General features: G+C 45.8%; 16 protein-coding genes and 3 pseudogenes. 8 read left to right on the forward strand and 11 right to left on the reverse strand.

Translation table 11 applies throughout. The annotated features are described in order from the left end of the window. Positions 1-156: 156 nt before the first annotated feature. Positions 157-1,065: pseudogene (locus R7070_RS16645) on the reverse strand (IS5 family transposase); the annotation flags it as partial. A gap of 67 nt (positions 1,066-1,132) precedes the next feature. Beyond that, a pseudogene (locus R7070_RS16650) lies at positions 1,133-1,768 on the reverse strand (exonuclease domain-containing protein); the annotation flags it as partial. 655 nt (positions 1,769-2,423) lie between these two features. On the opposite strand from R7070_RS16650, the gene umuD reads away from it, so the two are divergent. Both umuD and umuC read left to right on the forward strand, forming a co-directional pair. Further along, entirely contained in the window at positions 2,424-2,873 is a 450-nt protein-coding gene (gene umuD / locus R7070_RS16655) for a translesion error-prone DNA polymerase V autoproteolytic subunit (protein WP_169628521.1), read from the forward strand. A 7-nt stretch (positions 2,874-2,880) separates the two neighbouring features. Beyond that, positions 2,881-4,149, forward strand: a complete 1,269-nt coding sequence (gene umuC / locus R7070_RS16660) for a translesion error-prone DNA polymerase V subunit UmuC (RefSeq protein ID WP_262640643.1) — start codon at positions 2,881-2,883, stop codon at positions 4,147-4,149. Positions 4,150-4,159: 10 nt separating this feature from the next. Here the strand turns inward: umuC and mobI are convergent, their stop codons facing one another. Beyond that, positions 4,160-4,603 (reverse strand): conjugative transfer protein MobI(A/C), encoded by a 444-nt coding sequence (mobI, locus tag R7070_RS16665; protein ID WP_025574216.1) that lies wholly within the window; start codon positions 4,601-4,603, stop codon positions 4,160-4,162. A gap of 464 nt (positions 4,604-5,067) precedes the next feature. On the opposite strand from mobI, the gene R7070_RS16670 reads away from it, so the two are divergent. The 3 genes from R7070_RS16670 to R7070_RS16680 are packed head-to-tail and all read left to right on the forward strand — an operon-like array spanning position 5,068 to position 7,557. Beyond that, positions 5,068-6,042 (forward strand): ParM/StbA family protein, encoded by a 975-nt coding sequence (locus R7070_RS16670; RefSeq protein WP_064376544.1) that lies wholly within the window; start codon positions 5,068-5,070, stop codon positions 6,040-6,042. Positions 6,043-6,044: 2 nt separating this feature from the next. After that, on the forward strand, positions 6,045-6,314 hold the full coding sequence (locus R7070_RS16675; RefSeq protein WP_064376543.1) for a hypothetical protein: 270 nt from the start codon (positions 6,045-6,047) through the stop codon (positions 6,312-6,314). A 1-nt stretch (position 6,315) separates the two neighbouring features. Beyond that, on the forward strand, positions 6,316-7,557 hold the full coding sequence (locus R7070_RS16680; RefSeq protein WP_064376542.1) for a tyrosine-type recombinase/integrase: 1,242 nt from the start codon (positions 6,316-6,318) through the stop codon (positions 7,555-7,557). A gap of 11 nt (positions 7,558-7,568) precedes the next feature. Here the strand turns inward: R7070_RS16680 and R7070_RS16685 are convergent, their stop codons facing one another. The 6 genes and pseudogenes from R7070_RS16685 to R7070_RS16705 form a co-directional block, all read right to left on the reverse strand. Then, positions 7,569-7,763: a helix-turn-helix transcriptional regulator gene (locus R7070_RS16685; RefSeq protein ID WP_000127614.1), complete on the reverse strand. Its 195-nt coding sequence runs from the start codon at positions 7,761-7,763 to the stop codon at positions 7,569-7,571. Positions 7,764-7,988: 225 nt separating this feature from the next. Next, positions 7,989-9,203, reverse strand: coding sequence for a type II toxin-antitoxin system HipA family toxin (locus R7070_RS16690; protein WP_213870451.1), 1,215 nt, complete (start codon positions 9,201-9,203; stop codon positions 7,989-7,991). Next, positions 9,196-9,516: a helix-turn-helix domain-containing protein gene (locus tag R7070_RS16695; RefSeq protein ID WP_022609784.1), complete on the reverse strand. Its 321-nt coding sequence runs from the start codon at positions 9,514-9,516 to the stop codon at positions 9,196-9,198. Before R7070_RS16695 ends, R7070_RS16690 begins: the two co-directional genes overlap by 8 nt. Before the next feature lie 780 nt (positions 9,517-10,296). Then, positions 10,297-10,374 (reverse strand): annotated as a pseudogene (locus R7070_RS26820) (peptide chain release factor 3); the annotation flags it as partial. A 285-nt stretch (positions 10,375-10,659) separates the two neighbouring features. Next, positions 10,660-11,115: a ribosomal protein S18-alanine N-acetyltransferase gene (gene rimI / locus R7070_RS16700; protein WP_005386430.1), complete on the reverse strand. Its 456-nt coding sequence runs from the start codon at positions 11,113-11,115 to the stop codon at positions 10,660-10,662. 12 nt (positions 11,116-11,127) lie between these two features. Next, positions 11,128-11,526: a DNA polymerase III subunit psi gene (locus R7070_RS16705; RefSeq protein WP_005386429.1), complete on the reverse strand. Its 399-nt coding sequence runs from the start codon at positions 11,524-11,526 to the stop codon at positions 11,128-11,130. Between the two features lie 159 nt (positions 11,527-11,685). Between R7070_RS16705 and R7070_RS16710 the strand changes: the two genes are divergently transcribed. Then, positions 11,686-12,132, forward strand: coding sequence for a hypothetical protein (locus R7070_RS16710; RefSeq protein ID WP_031781040.1), 447 nt, complete (start codon positions 11,686-11,688; stop codon positions 12,130-12,132). A gap of 62 nt (positions 12,133-12,194) precedes the next feature. Here the strand turns inward: R7070_RS16710 and R7070_RS16715 are convergent, their stop codons facing one another. Both R7070_RS16715 and R7070_RS16720 read right to left on the reverse strand, forming a co-directional pair. Further along, positions 12,195-12,698, reverse strand: coding sequence for a GNAT family N-acetyltransferase (locus R7070_RS16715; RefSeq protein WP_005380119.1), 504 nt, complete (start codon positions 12,696-12,698; stop codon positions 12,195-12,197). Continuing rightward, complete coding sequence (locus tag R7070_RS16720; RefSeq protein WP_005394645.1) at positions 12,682-13,209, reverse strand: SCP2 domain-containing protein; 528 nt, start codon at positions 13,207-13,209, stop codon at positions 12,682-12,684. The genes R7070_RS16715 and R7070_RS16720 overlap by 17 nt, the downstream gene beginning before the upstream one ends. 363 nt (positions 13,210-13,572) lie before the next feature. Between R7070_RS16720 and R7070_RS16725 the strand changes: the two genes are divergently transcribed. Next, positions 13,573-15,612, forward strand: a complete 2,040-nt coding sequence (locus tag R7070_RS16725; RefSeq protein WP_005380112.1) for a bifunctional diguanylate cyclase/phosphodiesterase — start codon at positions 13,573-13,575, stop codon at positions 15,610-15,612. Positions 15,613-15,745: 133 nt separating this feature from the next. Beyond that, the gene (locus R7070_RS16730) at positions 15,746-16,759 is read left to right on the forward strand and encodes a peptidase U32 family protein (RefSeq protein ID WP_005386427.1); all 1,014 of its coding nucleotides are present in this window, start codon (positions 15,746-15,748) and stop codon (positions 16,757-16,759) included. The last annotated feature ends 13 nt before the right edge of the window (positions 16,760-16,772 follow it).

Consider the following 16,772-nt stretch of genomic DNA (forward strand, 5'->3'; position numbering starts at 1 on the left):
AAAACTGCTTTGATGCGGTCACGCACTCGACCATCACGAGTTGAATCGTGCATCTCTTCGAGCTGTTGTTTCTGTTGTGGAGTCAGTGTAATTTTCATGGTTCGTAGCATGATCCTGCTTTAAGGAAAAATCAAGCACCTTCAATGATCACGGGTATAACTGTGAGTCATTTTTCATCAGTCCCTTATAACGCGTTTTGATGAACCCGAACTGGCACTTGATGATGCGAAATGGGTGTTCCACTTTTGCACGGATACTGGCTTTCAGGTATTCAATCCTGATGACAGTTTTGTTCTTACGGGGATGCTTTTTCAATGCGCGAATTTTGCTGGGGCGCTCGGCGATTAACCATTCCACATCAGCGTCTTCCAGCTCTTCCCGTTTCTGTGCGCCCTGATAACCGGCATCGCCGGAAACGAATTCCTCTTCACCGTGCAGCAACTTATTCAATGGGTTTAGGCCATGTTCGTTGGCGGCAGTAGTGACTAGCGTATGGGTGAGACCGCTGTTGGCATCAACGCCAATATGGGCTTTCATGCCGAAGTGCCATTCATTGCCTTTCTTGGTCTGATGCATATCTGGGTCACGTTGTTTGTCTTTGTTCTTGGTGGAACTTGGGGCTTCGATAATCGTGGCATCCACCAAGGTGCCCTGTGTCATCATCACGCTGCAGTCAGACAGCCATTGATTGACTGTTTTGAACAGCTTGCGTGCCAGTTGGTGTTTTTCGAGTAAATGCCGGAAGTTCATGATGATGGTGCAGTCTGGGAGCGCTTTATCCAGTGATAATCGTGCAAACTGACGCATTGAAGCAATTTCGTATAACGCATCTTCGGTCGCTTCGTCACCAAGACTGTACCATTGCTGCATACAATGAATGCGGAACATTGTCTCAAGTGGATACGGGCGGCGGCCGTTGCCGGCTTTTGGGTAAAAGGGTTCAATCACTTCGAGCAGTTGAGACCACGGCAACAGGTTGTCCATCCGGGATAAAAAAATCTCTTTACGTGTTTGGCGGCGCTTGCTGGAAAACTCACTATCGGCAAAGGTGAATTGTTGGCTCATGGGTGTTGGTCGTTGTGATGGACTGTACCACTATGATCTCACATTAGGGACTTATTCGCACCTTCCCTAACACAGTTCGCCTGTCTGCTTCAGACAACAAGTTTGCAACGGACTCGGGCAACAAATGGAACAACCAAGCCATCGCCAAACAATCGGTTGCAGCTCGGTGTCCTTCATAAAACCAACCTAAGCGAAGCAGCAGGTACTCAAGCTTTCGACTTTCAAAACCCAATGCTTTCCAATCTATGCCACTGGCTGAACAGGCCCAAGATAGATGGCCTAATGTGACAAACCGCTTTTCAAAGAAAGGACGATCAAACTGTGCATTGTGCGCGACCACCAGCGGATCATCGGATAACCAACTCGCAACCAGTGCATCATCAATGCGCTGGCGTTGCACCATGTCATCGGTGATACCGGTTAACTCGGTAATCAGCTCAGGGATTGGCTTGCCGGGATCTTCATACAAACTGATCACATCAACAATCGACACAATCCGCTGAGCAGAGGGGCTGTAAAGCACCTTAACCAAATAGTAGAGAACCACCATTGGCTGTTCATCACCGACCACAGCAGAAAGTTCAAGTGGCCAGGACTGCGGTTTACGCGTTAATGGAATGCGCTCCAGCAATCTAAAATCTTCTGGTCTTTCTGGGATATCCGCGAGGCGCTCTAGCGGAAATGGTGCAGGGGCTCTTGTCATTGATGGTTCCTCTTCAATTCTGTTGTTCGCTTTGGGTTATTTCACTGTGCCCTGTTCGTTTATAAACGCGTTTGTACAAAATGCACCTTGGATACCTCAGCGTTTTTTTAATCTTTCTACTGGGTGAACCCATGTATGAAGGCTTTGGCTAAGCCTTTCAGAAAGTCTTAGCTAAACCGTTTAGGCAACCCTTACCGATACCCTTTACGTATGGCTTAGCCAACCCCTTTTCAAACGGTTGCAAAAGGCTTGAACCGAGTTCGACTGAGCATTTTAATGATTCTCCTGACTTCGCTTTAAGCCAGTAAATTCAATACGAAGCAGAATTTTACTAACTGTTTTGAAACCCTTTGCGAAGGGTTCAACAAGCCTTGTTTGACGGTTACCTAACCCATGCGTTAACCAGTAGCAGTAACAGGATCATTAACAGAAACAAGAACAGTAGGCAGAAGCAGTATTGTCCAAGCCTTGCGGCTTTGACGAGGGCGAGCGATCCCCCACATCAAGCTTTTCAACACAAAAAAGAAATCACCCACGAAACAACGTCTTACTCGAACAACTACAGTTTTACCTACAATTTTACTTGTAGAAATCAGCATAGTATTAGATACTGTATGAACAAACAGTATCAATTCTATTTTTTTCGAGGTTCGTCATGAGTGTCTCGCTGATAGGCCGTAGCGGCGCACTTGCCTTCATCAAAGCCAAGCGCCTTCGTATTCCATTGTTCATGGAACGTGTTTCTGCTGGTTTTCCCTCACCAGCGCAGGATTATGTTGAGCAAACGCTCGACCTTAACGAGCTGTGCATCAAACGACCGGCTGCAACCTTCTTTGTGCGTGTTGAAGGTGATTCTATGATTGATGCCGGGATTCACCCAGATGATATTCTGGCGGTTGATCGCTCTGTCCAAGCAGAACACGGTGACATTGTCATCGCTGGCATCCATGGTGAACTCACGGTAAAGGAGCTTCAACTAAGGCCGTGCGTCAAGCTGATCCCAAGAAGCCGGGCGTATGAACCTATCCATATTCCCGAAGGGACAGAGTTAGAGATATTTGGTGTGGTCACCAATGTGGTGCGAAACATGCGCCGTAAGTCGTGACTATCCCATGCCTGTATTTGCCTTGGTGGACTGCAACAATTTTTACGCCAGTTGTGAGAAGCTGTTTCGTCCTGATTTAAAAGATACGCCGGTTGTGGTGCTGTCCAACAATGACGGCTGCGTGGTTGCACGGTCGCGTGAAGCCAAGTTACTCGGTATTAAAATGGGCGTACCCGTCTTTCAGATCAAAGCTGAAATGCAGCGCCATGGCATTTTGGCTTTTTCATCCAACTATGCGCTGTATGCAGATTTAAGCAGTCGAGTGATGCGCACTTTGGAAGAGATGGCACCACGAGTAGAGGTTTACTCCATTGACGAAGCGTTTTTGGATTTAACCGGTATTGAGTCTGCCCTATCCCTTGTCGAGTTCGGACAACAAGTGCGGGAGCGCATAGGCCACTGGATTGGGATCACCGTCTGTGTCGGCATTGCACCGACTAAAACACTCGCCAAACTGGCAAACCATGCCGCCAAAAAGTATCCCGCCACTCAGGGCGTTGTAGACCTGACCAATCCAGATCGGCAACGTCGATTACTCGCATTAGTCCCAGTTGATGATGTTTGGGGCGTTGGTAGACGGCTTTCTAAGCGTTTAAATGCTTTGGGTATCACCACAGCCCTAGACCTAGCCAATGCCTCTCCTAGAGCCATCAGAGACCAGTTTTCAGTGGTTTTAGAGAGAACCGTCCGAGAGCTCAATGGTGACTCGTGCATTGAACTTGAAGAGATCCCGCCAGCTAAGAAACAAATTGTCTGTAGCCGTTCATTTGGCGTAAAAGTAACGCACTTTGAATTGTTACGTGAGGCCGTCTGCGAATACGCAACCCGCGCCACTGAGAAGCTACGCAAAGAACAGCAGCAAGCCAAAGTGCTGACCGTGTTCATACGTACCAGCCCCTTTAAGGACAACGAGCCGCAGTACAGCAACTCTGCATCGGGTGAATTGCTAATCCCCAGTTGCGACACGCGGGATTTTATCGAGCTGGCCAATCACTTACTCAAGCGGATTTGGAAGGATGGTTTTCGTTATGCCAAAGCGGGCGTCATGCTATCTGACTTTTACGATCTTGGCATGTTTCAGTCAGGACTATTCGATGACGTATCGACCCGCTCAAATAGCCAACAGTTAATGTCTGTATTGGACACCATTAACCAAAGCGGTGCCGGAAAGGTTTTCTTTGCTGGACAAGGTACGAAGAAAGATTGGTCAATGAAGCGAGAGCATTTATCTCCCGCCTATACAACACGCTGGGACCAGTTACCACGAGTGAAGTAGACCCTGCGATTCAATAGGCATTCACTCTGCGACGCAGCATGTTGAGCTTATCAACCTGGCGTCGAATATCACTGAAAAATTCCTCTTTCTCCATGGCCAGCGCTAGCTCCCACTCTTTGGCCAAACCTTGGCAGTCCAAAAATGAGTATCTGAGCTTCGTCTTGGAAATACGCAGCCCCTTGCTAAAGACCACGCGTTTGCCTCGTTGACCGTGAAAACTGTTGATGTACCACTCAATGCCAAAGCCATACTTAAAGTCTCTGATACGGACACCAAGCAGCCCCCAATCTTTAAAGGGCTCATTCTCACGAACCTTGTAATGGGTAACCCAAAAGTCATCAACTTCAGCTCGTGCCAGCGCTTTTAGCCTGTCCGTTTCTTGCTGAAGTAAATCTGATACCTCTGCTTTCCATTGTTCATTGACGATTTCTACCAAACCAATTTCCCCATCCAATTAACCCCAAAAGCCAAAACCACTATCCGTTTGGCTTTTGGATCGAAACGCCAAACGTAAAACTGCCGTAACAATCACTGTTTGGCGTCTCGATATAAATCAACTCGCGCAATCCCATACATGACAAGGGATACAGGCCGATTTCACTTAAAAGCGCCTAAAAAGACGTATCGCCATGAAGATACAAACCGTTTGGCGAGTTCAGGCCAGAATGCAAACGACGTTTGGCGTCTCGATTTTTTTGACTCAGTCATTCGCCGCCAAACAGAGCCTATTCTCATACTTTTGCGAAAATGCAATAGGCAGATAGATGAAAGGATTTGTCACCTTTCTGCCCACCGCCAGTGCACCGAATCCTGATAATGACATTTGAGTGAACCGCCAGAGTACTTGGAAATGCCCAAGCGTGGTCAGTGCGGTTGATTGAAAACCGTTAGAGCACTTTGAGTGCACAGGAGATAAGTATGTTTGTACTAGGCGTAGATATCGGTTACTCAAACCTGAAGCTGGCCATTGGCCAATCAGGCAGTGAACCGAAAACCATTATTCTGCCTGCGGGTGCCGGTCCTGCGGATCGTATGCCGGATCGTATCAGTGGAGGCGATGATGAAACCTGTTTGTATGTGTCTGTCGATAATGAGCGTTGGGCCGCCGGTGTGCCAGCTGGACGCCTTCAAGGCTGGGAACGAGAGCTTAACCCCGAATATCCCACCACAAAAACCTATAAGGCGCTTTTTCATGCTGCCTTGTTAATGGCTGAAACTGACTCCATCGATTTGGTTGTCACTGGATTACCGGTTTCCCAGTTTCATGAACCACAACGTAAGTCAGACCTTGTGCAGCGTTTAAAAGGTGTCCATCAAGTGACGCCTAAGCGCAGCATCACTGTTCATGACGTCAAAGTGCTGCCGCAGCCTGCCGGTGCCTATATGGATCTGGTTCAAACAGGTGGTGATTTGGGCTTGATTGAAGAAGGTCGCGTCGTCGTCATCGATCCAGGCTTCTTTTCTGTTGACTGGGTTGCCCTTGAGGCCGGAGAAATTCGCTACAGCTCATCAGGAACCAGTCTTCAGGCAATGTCCGTGCTACTGGAAACGATTGATAAGCTGATTTCGGAAGATCACGGTGCCAAAGTGGGTATGGATCGACTTGAAAAAGCCATGAGAACCGGCGACTTGCAGGTGCTGCTATTTGGAGAAAAAGTCGATGTTTCACCTTGTCTGAATACTGCCATGAAAAAGGTAGCGCCTGTTGCTCTTACAGCCATGCGCCAATCCATGCGTGACGAAAGCATTAACGCGGACTTGGTATTGATCGCCGGAGGTGGGGCCTTGACTTATAAGGAAGCGGCCAAGGAGATTTTTTCACGAAGCAAGATCATCGTGCCGGAGCAGTCTGTTTTGGCGAACGTCCGAGGCTTCTGGTTTTATGGGGCCTGATCATGAGAGTCGTCGTCAACATTCCCCCAGGGAGCCACCCTGAACTGCTCAAAGAATTAGAAAAGACGCCGCCACGGGAACGCGCTGAGCGTCTGCGGATGCTGGCCACCTTTGGCCTAATTCACATGAGCCAAACCAATCTATCGACGACATCTGCACCGGTGGATGGCCATGCACCAGATGGTGAAGTGACTTTTATGAGTACAGCGCCAGAACCCGAAGCAGAATCACGTAAGCAATCATTAAAATCAAAACTAGGGCTGGGCTTATAACATGGCGTTATCAGTTAGCTGGCTCGATGCCAGGTTAAATAAAGAAGCAAAAGAAACCGTAGTAAAAGCCGACCGAGACGGGCTAAGCGCTCGGGTATCGCCCAAGGGCAAAATTGTTTTTCAGTTTCGTTATCGTTTCGATGGCAAGCAACAGCGAGTAGACATAGGTACTTACCCACTTATGAAGCTTGCTGAAGCCAGGAATGAGCTGGATAGGTTAAGGGCGGTACTCGACCAGGGCAGAAACCCCAAGCTCTACCTACAGCAGGAACGGGCCAAGTATTCTGCCAACCAAAGCTTCGAATCGATTTTTCGAGACTGGATAGACTCTGCCGGTAAGCAAAGGCTAAAGGAGAAAACGTGGCACTACCAAAAACGCAGCAGTGAAATATATTTGCTGCCTCGACTTGGCAAGTACCCATTAACTGACATCAATGAATTATCCTTACGAAACTGTCTTCGTGAGGTTTCGGAGTCGTCCCCTTCAAACACAGAACGCCTGGTGTCTGTGCTGCACAAGTTTTATGACTGGCTGATTGATGAACAAATTTTGGAAATTAACGCTGCCGCTGGGATCACAGCAAAAAAAGTTGGCGGTAAGAAAGGCAAACGAACTCGGGTGCTAAATGACAACGAGATCAGGATACTTTGGCGCTATTTGCACGAGTCAAAAATCACTGAGAAGAACCGCATCTACATAAAGCTGCTTCTGCTATTGGGCGGTCGCAAGGGCGAACTCATTCAAGCTGAAAAGCATCACTTTGATTTGCAATCTGCAATGTGGACAGTGCCTATAGAGATCCGCAAACAAGGTGAGAAAATAGGAGCGCCGATCATGCGGCCATTAATCAAACCAGCTATCGAGCTGATTGAACTGGCGATGCAGATGAGTAAATCAACTTACTTGTTTCCCGCGAACGGACAAGAAGCACTTGCCACAAATGGCTTTGATACCACTATTCCTAACAATGTGAAAATCTGGGCTCGCAGGTCGCTTGGTATTGAGATGGAACATTGGTCTATGCATGATCTACGCAGAACGATGCGAACACGAATGTCGGCCATCACGACGCAAGAAGTTGCCGAGTTGATGATTGGCCACAGCAAAAAAGGGTTGGATGCTATCTACAACCAATATCAGTACCTGGATGAAATGCGTCATGCTTACGACGTTTGGTATCAACAACTAGAAACCATCATCGAGCCGACAGGCTTTCCATTCAACTGGCGTTTCGGACAGTAAAAGAAAGAGGCTCAGTCCTCTTTCTTCTCATACTCTTCCAAGTCTTCAATGTGCCACAGCTTGTTTCGTGTATTTCGGTTGATACGAGGTTGCGGCAAGCTGCCATCTTTTATTCTTCGCCAGAGCGTCGTATAGCTAATGTGGTAACGAGCCATCACTTCGTAAGACGTGAGAAAAGGGGTTACTTGGTGCGCTACTGCTGTCATCTGCATTCTCCTGAAAATCAATGTAAAGCTATCATCGCCTGATTCATCACTTGTTGATGGTCAGAAAGATGCATGATTTGTTCAGAAGATCAGCCGTATAAAAACACTGGTATCATTATTCAGTTTACCAAACGTCCAATTTTCGGCGCAAAGCGCCGTAAATTAGCGTGAAGTTAAACCATCATTACGACAAACATCGATATTCACACTCTAGCTTCCAGAAATTCAGCGTAGCGGTATGCTTCGTAAGTGTGTTTCGATTGCTTCAATCATCGATTTGGTAAGCGGTAAATGCGCTTTTTCTTTCGCCCATACCTCATGAAAGCCTGCTACGGTTTGTTTGGCGGTATCTAACACCAATTTTTCTGGCAGCATGGCTTTAGCTGCTAGGTGTGATAACTCATCTAACGTGAAATCACTGAATTTCTTGCTACGGCTCACCTTCAGCGACGCACTATCATCGGAGATATAAGGAATGGTCGAGACAAAGTCATAAGCAGGTGCTATTGATGCTGTGCGCTTATCTTTATAGATCACAGACCAATTCTTCAAATGCATATCTGCATTTCCAATTAGCGTATTGAACACCAATCGGCGAGTAAATTCTGCGATATCATCGTCTTGGCCTTCGATGCCGATAACCTGAGCAATATTGCGCATACTGGCTTTTTTGTATTTATCTTGAGGATAAACGCCAAACACTTGCGCAAAGTCCTCAATGTGCACAGCTTGACCATCTGCACGGTCAAAACGTTTGATCACAAACGCACTGTCACCAAATTTGCCAATGCCATTTGGGATATTAGCAATCTGATTAATAGGGAGTAACTGCGTTTCTGGCACATTCATTCCCAACATTCGAGCCAGTTCCATCATTGAATATTCATTTTCTGGCACAGCTTCAAATCGAGACGACGGTAATTTTACAATCCAAGAACCACCTTGACCGGTTGCTGGGATCGTCAAACCGCCATTTGCCTGCTGCACCGCTGAAAACTTCAATTGCACTCCCGCCAATGAAAAACGCATTGGCCCATCAGTCTTCTTTTCATCTTCTATGTCTTGATACACATTAGGTGGTAAGGATTCACCATTCGCAGGCTCAACCGTGATCGCGCCAGCCAGATCCCGTCCCAGTGCCCACAATAGAAAAAATTCTCTCGCGGGGTTCACTCCGGCACGCTCTGCTAGGTAATTTCTCATCGTTTCTTCTGGCAAAAGGTTAGAGAAAAGCGGGGTTAACTTAGTTTGGGTCGGTTTGAAGCTAGTCAGCAGGCCACCTAGCGAATCTTTAAAGCTAAGTCCTAACACGGGCCGCGATTCATCATGAATGTACGAATCCATAAAGGCAAAAAGCGTTCTGTCATTGCCCACGTTGGTGATAGTGGCAATGGGTTCACCGTACAGCAACACGTTGAGCGTAGAGACATGGTTAGTCATCGTCGTCTTCCTCTAACTGATACGCGGGCGACATTGACTCACCCTCATCGCTAATGCCGTTAATACCTTGGCCACTTCGAATGATCGACTTGATGGCAGGTACAGACTTTTTAGGCGCAACCAATAGCTCTAGGTCTAGTACACGGGCAAGTGCAATCAAACTGGATATTCTTAAATCAACACTGCCAGACTCGATTTTCGAAATATGGCTTTGAGGCACACCCGAACGAGCACTTAACTCTCTCTGGCTAAACCCCTTTCGTACCCGAGCTTCTCGAAGACTTTCTAGTATCTGCTCTGTTACATAGCTCATTTCGATATGCCTTAATGCATCAATTAAGAATAATTATATACAAAAACATATCACAGTACCTTAAATAACACAAATTTGATTAGCCATTACATATCAAAAGCCATGACCAGATACATAATTACATATAAGTAGAAGGAGATTTTTGTCATCGACAAAAGAGCGATACTCTCGCTGATAATCGCCAACTGACGCATCAAACTCCCTAAGTACTTTTGTAGCTCAGCCCTTATACAGCAAGGGCTACAGAAGAACTCGCGTCAAATCGCCAGAAGATAAGTGCAACAAAGAGGAAGTTTGTACACAGTTACAGGAAATTTTGTACACACAAGTCGAAAAACAAGTGCAAAATGATGGTGTAAACAGCAACTAAATTTGAAGGTAAGTCTGATATCTCAATTAGAAATAACCGTATTGGTTCGCTTCAAGCATCTTCAAAAACGAACACTAAAGCGAAAATCACGCCAACAATAAACTCCCTCATTAAATTTTGTAATTTGGTACAGAAGAAAACATTTACCAAAAAAAGAGACTCTTTTTAACGGTAGTACTTTTTACGCCAAACCCAGTAACCACAAGGCCTACAGCCAGGTTTGTGTCATGGAATTTTCGCAAAAGGCCTCTAAAACGGAATTTGTACTCAAGTTTGTACACACTTTCCGAGGTTACGCTTGAACATCATTGAAAAGCAAAGAAACGAGAAAAAGACAAAAAGCCTTTAAATTCAGTAAGTAGAGATGTAATTGTGGTGTGCAATGAAAGGTGGTTTTAAGCGTTGAAAGGCTGGGCGGCATCAGGGTGAGAAATAATAGCGAACGTTCTGCGCTTAGACACTTCGCCTAAAAAAAGGGGATTTGACATTAGTTAATCTTCTAAATTACTTTCATGCTCACAAAATAGGCAAGCATATCTACTATTCGATATTGTGCGGTATTCTCGCTTATTATCGCTGTGCTAGCAAACTGGAAAGACATGAACTGAATTTACTCGGCTCACCAGCCTTTACCTGCAACTAACAAGGGAAAGCCAGCTCCACACAAAGAGATGTAAAAATTCAAAAAATTATTATTACATATTCAAAAGCCTCGAATCCGGATACGCATTTAAAGCATAAGTGTTGATGAGGTAATTAGTAACGGCCTAAAACTAACTCAAAAATAAGTAACTCATGATAATGGCGTCTTCCTTACCATTTCCCGATTTAGCTGGGTAATAGTTGTAACGACGGTCCACTTCATTAAAACCTGCTTGCTCATAAATATGGATAGCTGGGTGATTACTTTCACGCACTTCTAACCAAGCACTCTCTGCTTTGGCTTGTTCACAGTGTTCAATAAACGCGTCCAGCAATTTTTGCCCTAGCCCTCTGCCCTGTTGAGAAGGCGCTACTGCAATATTTAATAGTGTCACTTCTCCAACAATATTCTGTCCATAGAAGTAACCAACCACTTGAGAGCCTTCCAGCATCACATGGTGGCAAGCACCGCGACTGGATAAGTCACGAACCAAAGATTCAGCCCAAGGGTGAGAATGTGCTTGCTGCTCGATTTGCCAAACTTGGTCGAGGTGCTCTGCACGCATCGGCGTAATTTCAATTGTCACGCATTAGCTCCGTTAAGAGTACGAACAGATTTGTTGCCACAATGCGCGGCGCTGTTCGTTATTACCATCAATATCTTGTAATAGTGGCGAGGTCAGGTGCTTTGCCTTGATGCTTTGATCAGCCTCACAGCCTGCAAACCACACCCACTCTAGCTGATGTTCACCCAGCATGGATAAGCGCTCAGGCTCTAGGTGTAGCGCATCATCAAGCGTGAGCTTAATGCTTTTTAATACGCGCTCAAACATCAATGCCGTCTCGTTTTCTGGACATATTGGCGATACCAATAGGAGTTTACATGAACTTTGCAAATCCAATAATGGCGATTGATAGCCTTCCAGTCTTTCAGGGTGTACCAGCTCCCATGTGCTGATCCCCATTTCACGTAAATACTGTTTCTCGTTAATTGACATTTTCCGTCACCTATTTGAACGAGGGCAATCCTATCAAATTATCGCGATTATACCTAAAGGACTTCAAGGAACACCTGAACACAATGAGATGATTTGGATATTCCTGAACATAGCGTTTTGCCAACGGCCACACATTGGGTATGACATATGAGGTACATTATGAAATTCTTAAATACGCTACTACTTTGCACACTGGTAGCCGCCACCAGCATGAGTGTTTTTGCTAATAACAGCGATGAGTGGGAGCTGATTGCAACGAAAACCGTTAACTTTCATACAGAAACAGATACCGTGACACCAAATAGCCTATTCCGAAACCGAAGCTTCAGTAAAATAAAACTAAAATGTGTGCAAGGAACGGTAGACATTAATGGTTTAAAAGTCGTCATGACAGATGGTAGTGAGAAAAAGCTTTCCTCTATGGGCGTACTAACAAGCGGATTGTCGACTCGTGCCTGGAGCCTTCCAGGTACAAAAGAAGCCAAGCTAAAACAGATTGAAATGACTTACAGTAGCTGGGGAAGCACAAAACTCAGCCTGCTAGGGGTAAGTAAAAAAGCGAAAATAGAGGTCTGGGGCAAAAAGAAAAGTAACCAGTCATCCTAACCTCCCTATCTCAGTTTTCAGTGAATAAGAAAGAAGCCCACTTAGTCGTGGGCTTCTTTCATTTACAGTTCAGAGAACTCTGGCGCATAGTCTATGCGTCCGGAGCGTCCAGCACATTGACCTTCGACCAACTCTGCGACTCGAAATGCACCTTTAGGGACATCCCAAGCACATTCAAAGCCCATCTCGTCGCATGATTGAAAACCCTGGCGCGCGTAATAATCAGGATCGCCCAACACCACACACACTGGGTAGCCAAAATCACGCAGTGAATCAAAACCTTCTTTGATCAACTCTGCAGCGATGCCTTGGCGACGGTAATCTTCATGAACAGCTAATGGCGCTAGCCCTTGCCATGACAAATCTTCACCATTTAAGGTCACAGGGCTAAATAAAGCATGGCCTATCACCTCTCCCTCATCTGTACACGCGACTAAGGAAAGCGTGAATTTGCTGTTTTCGCGCAAACGCATCACAAGCTCAGCTTCAGCTTCCGTCGGGAAGGCGTGTTTCAATAAGCGGTCAATGGTAAGAATGTCCGCTGGGGCTTCAGTTCGAATAAGCATTCGCTACTCCGGTTGGTTGTGCAGGCGCTTGAACTCCTTTCTGAACAAAATCAGCCAATTGATTCAAAGCGACTTGCATTGCTTTCGGTAACTGCTCTAAGTCGACACTGTCCATTAAGTTTTTCACTTCTAAGCCAAGCTCAGTATCACCTTCAATTGAAAGGCGACGTTGGAAGAACAGTGTGTCAGGGTCTTCTTTACGACCAGCAATCAGTACTAGGTCGTTTAGATTACCACTAAAACTCACATCTTCCTGAACTGGTTTTTCAGCTACCACCAATTTTTCGTCTTGATAGCTGATGTACCATGCTAAGTTCAAGTCTTTAATCGCAACTTTTAACCACTTGTCTTCAAGGAACTCAAAGTCACCATCTTCCAAGGCTTCTTTAAACACCATTTTTAGCCCTTCCAGCAACGCTTTTTGCTGAATTGGCTGTGGTAATAACTGGACTGGAGAACGCAAAATATTAGCTGCGTTCTTTACTAGTTGACTGCGAATCTTGTTTAACACGTTCATTATCCGTTACTTTGTCATTAGGTTGCTTATATTAAGCAATCGTGGCGATGAGATTACTGTTATGTATCAATAAAGTGCTTATTTTAGATTGGTGGTTTATTGCTCACTAACGCTTCTTTTTTTGAACTTACGTGTATTATTGATGCGAACAGGTGGATAAACACTTTTACAACCGTATTTTCAAAGTTATAGTTATCTGAGCGTATCCATGTGATTGTCGACTGCACAGCTAAAACCGCGAGCCCTTTAATGGCAGGTAACACTTTGGCTTGGTGGTAGACCGCCGCAGGCTTATCAGGGTGTCGCTTTTTATACACGGACGAATAATCTGGCTCATTGGAGATCGGTAATACCCTAATGCCTTCCCAGCAATTAAAACATTGGTTTGCCACGCTAACCTCAAATAGCCCTTTCTTTTTTGCCATTCTTGATAAAAAACACAATTATCGAATGGTAAGTGACCGTTACTGCGATATCGCAGGTTTAAGTCATGAGGAAATCGTCGGCTTAAACGATTGCCAAGTGCTGGGTGAACAGTTTTATAAGAAGCTTGCACCATACTATCAGCGCGCGTTCAAAGGGGCACATGTCGAAGCCGAAATCACGCTCGATGAAACCGACCTTGAAACCAGTCTTCACTTTAGTCTTTCGCCAGTTTTTGAAGGTAACGACATTCGCTTTGTTGTTTTTCACGCTGTCGATACTTCAGAAAAGCAGATACTCGTTCGCTCCTTAGAAGAGTCCGAAAGTAAGTTTGCGAAGTTAACACAACTGCTACCAGACGGCTTACTGCTTATCGAAGATGATATTGTCATCTCTGCGAACCCCGCATCAGCGCGCCTTCTCGGACTTAACTCTCCTCATGAATTGTTGGGCGAAGAGCTAAGTCGTTTATTCATCGATGAAAATAGTAAAAAGGTATTTAGTCATCGATTGAGTACATTAATTTCTGACAAACCTTTTGTCTGCTTAACCAGCGCAAGATGCGGCTTTGAACGGAAAGTTCAGCTACACGCGGATTCCACGGCGATATTAGGTAGCGAATCTCAAATTATCCTAATCCAAGATGCTGATGATGCGCCCAAAAACCTGTCTTCTGCATCGAATGAAGACATACACATTGACTCGCTCACCAAACTCTACAACCGCTTTGGCTTCACCAAACGTTTGGAACAGCTGATCAAAAAGCAAACACCGCTTCTGGTGTTCTATTTGGATATCGATAACTTCAAAAACATTAATGACTCACTTGGTCACCATATTGGCGATAAAGTGATTCAAGAGGTATCGGCCCGTCTTAAACGGTTACTGCCAAACCAAGCGATTATTGGTCATTTGGGTGGCGATGAGTTTGGCGTCATTCTACCGGAGCCAGAAAATACCCGCATGGCTGAAATTTTGTCCGATCGCATTATCTCGTTGATCAACCAGCCTTTCGATTTACACCACTTCAGCAAACGCCTTGCCTGTTCAATTGGTAGCGTTCGATACCCTGAAGACGGACAAGATGCACGAATCCTACTACAAAATGCCGATACTGCGATGTATGAAGCCAAAGATCGTGGTAGAAATCGTCTGATCAAATTTAACGATCAAATGAACAAAGAAGCGCGTATGCGTTTGTGGCTTGAAATCGAACTGCAAAAAGCATTGCAGCAGAACGGTTTGGAAGTGTGGTATCAACCTAAGGTTAACGCGCGAGACTTCAGTATCAACGGCGCAGAAGCGCTCGTTCGTTGGAAGCATCCAGTCGAAGGGTACATTAGTCCTGGCTCATTCATTCCTGTCGCCGAGCGTGCTGGGTTAATCGAACACCTTGGACGTGTCGTGATGCGTGATGTTTTCAATACGGTAAAACGTTGGAAGCAACAAGGCATACTGCCAGGCCGTGTCGCCATCAACCTCTCTCCCGAGCAATTTGGCAACCCACAGCTGATCGACTTTATGGAAAAGCTGCTTCGCACTACCGAGCTTGATCCAAGCTGCATTACCTTCGAGCTAACCGAAAGTGCCGTGATGAGTGATAGCGAACATACACTGCAAATGTTGAATGCGATTAAAAAGCTTGGCTTCGCTCTCTCTATCGATGACTTTGGTACCGGCTACTCTTCTCTTTCCTACTTAGCGCGTTTCCCTATTGACGAGCTAAAAATCGACCGCGCTTTTATTAATGATATCGACACACTACCGAAACAAGTCACTGTGATTGAAAACATCATTAATCTGGGTAAGTCGCTCGACTTAACTGTCGTTGCCGAGGGGGTGGAAACCCACCAGCAAGCGACCCTGCTCTCTAACCTTCAATGTAATGCGATTCAAGGATTCCATTTTTATCGCCCGCAGCCAAAACATGAAATTGAAGAGCTGTTTGTACAGAATCGTCGTCACAAGAACTAACCCCGACCCGATACCCTTACTCGCAAGGGGTAAATATCGACTTTATTGAGCTAAACCTAACTTAGGTCAATTTCGCTATTCATAATTCTTCATAAAATGCGGACACCTTTTTATTCTCAATGATTGTGAGCATATGGAACTCTTGTGTCCCGCGGGTAACCTGCCTGCGTTAAAAACTGCGATTGATTGCGGTGCCGATGCCGTCTACATTGGTTTCAAAGATGATACCAACGCCCGTCACTTTGCTGGCCTCAACTTTAACGGCAAGAAATTAGAAAAAGCGGTGCAATACGTTCATGACCGCAATAAAAAAATTCATGTCGCGTTGAATACCTTCGCTCATCCCAATGGCTTCGAGCGCTGGACGAACGCAGTAGACAATGCAGCGGCACTGGGTGTAGACGCGCTGATTGTTGCAGACATTGCAGTGCTGGAGTACGCGGCTCGCAAATATCCCGATCTGGAACTACACCTTTCAGTGCAAGCATCAGCGACCAACGTCGCAGCCATTGATTTTTACAAACAAAACTTCAACGTAAAACGGGTAGTATTACCTCGCGTTTTATCGATTCATCAGGTCAAACAGCTTTCACGCAACATCACTAGCGATGTCGAGTTAGAAGTCTTTGCTTTTGGTAGCCTTTGCATCATGTCTGAAGGTCGCTGCTACCTATCGTCATATATGACAGGCGAGTCTCCAAACACTGTGGGAGCATGCTCTCCAGCTAAGTACGTTCGCTGGCAAGAAACAGAAAATGGTCTGGAATCCCGCCTTAACGACATTTTGATCGATCGCTACAGCGCCGGTGAAAATGCGGGCTACCCTACCTTGTGTAAAGGTCGTTTCGAAGCAGAAATCGAAGGCGAGAAAAAACGCTACCACGCACTGGAAGAACCAACCAGTTTGAACACCCTCTCTATGCTGCCAGAACTATTTGCTGCAAATGTGGCGTCTGTAAAAATTGAAGGTCGCCAACGTAGCCCAGCTTACGTAGAACAAGTCACTCGAACATGGCGAGCCGCGATTGACCGTTACCAAGCAAACCCAGAAGCTTACCAAGTCGAAGCGGCTTGGGATGCCGCATTGGCAAACGTGTCTGAAGGTACGCAGACCACACTTGGTGCTTATCACCGCAAATGGCAGTAGAGGTTAAGATGGA

Origin of the sequence: Vibrio sp. 1557, from assembly GCF_033340175.1 — a bacterium.
Lineage (GTDB): Bacteria > Pseudomonadota > Gammaproteobacteria > Enterobacterales > Vibrionaceae > Vibrio > Vibrio alginolyticus.

Coding starts and splice junctions, on each gene's coding strand:
- umuD (WP_169628521.1), top strand. CDS start 2,424: ATGAGTGTCTCGCTGATAGGCCGTAGCGGCGCACTTGCCTTCATCAAA.
- umuC (WP_262640643.1), top strand. CDS start 2,881: ATGCCTGTATTTGCCTTGGTGGACTGCAACAATTTTTACGCCAGTTGT.
- R7070_RS16670 (WP_064376544.1), top strand. CDS start 5,068: ATGTTTGTACTAGGCGTAGATATCGGTTACTCAAACCTGAAGCTGGCC.
- R7070_RS16675 (WP_064376543.1), top strand. CDS start 6,045: ATGAGAGTCGTCGTCAACATTCCCCCAGGGAGCCACCCTGAACTGCTC.
- R7070_RS16680 (WP_064376542.1), top strand. CDS start 6,316: ATGGCGTTATCAGTTAGCTGGCTCGATGCCAGGTTAAATAAAGAAGCA.
- R7070_RS16685 (WP_000127614.1), bottom strand. CDS start 7,763: ATGACAGCAGTAGCGCACCAAGTAACCCCTTTTCTCACGTCTTACGAA.
- R7070_RS16690 (WP_213870451.1), bottom strand. CDS start 9,203: ATGACTAACCATGTCTCTACGCTCAACGTGTTGCTGTACGGTGAACCC.
- R7070_RS16695 (WP_022609784.1), bottom strand. CDS start 9,516: ATGAGCTATGTAACAGAGCAGATACTAGAAAGTCTTCGAGAAGCTCGG.
- R7070_RS16705 (WP_005386429.1), bottom strand. CDS start 11,526: ATGTCAATTAACGAGAAACAGTATTTACGTGAAATGGGGATCAGCACA.
- R7070_RS16710 (WP_031781040.1), top strand. CDS start 11,686: ATGAAATTCTTAAATACGCTACTACTTTGCACACTGGTAGCCGCCACC.
- R7070_RS16715 (WP_005380119.1), bottom strand. CDS start 12,698: ATGCTTATTCGAACTGAAGCCCCAGCGGACATTCTTACCATTGACCGC.
- R7070_RS16725 (WP_005380112.1), top strand. CDS start 13,573: ATGCCTTCCCAGCAATTAAAACATTGGTTTGCCACGCTAACCTCAAAT.
- R7070_RS16730 (WP_005386427.1), top strand. CDS start 15,746: ATGGAACTCTTGTGTCCCGCGGGTAACCTGCCTGCGTTAAAAACTGCG.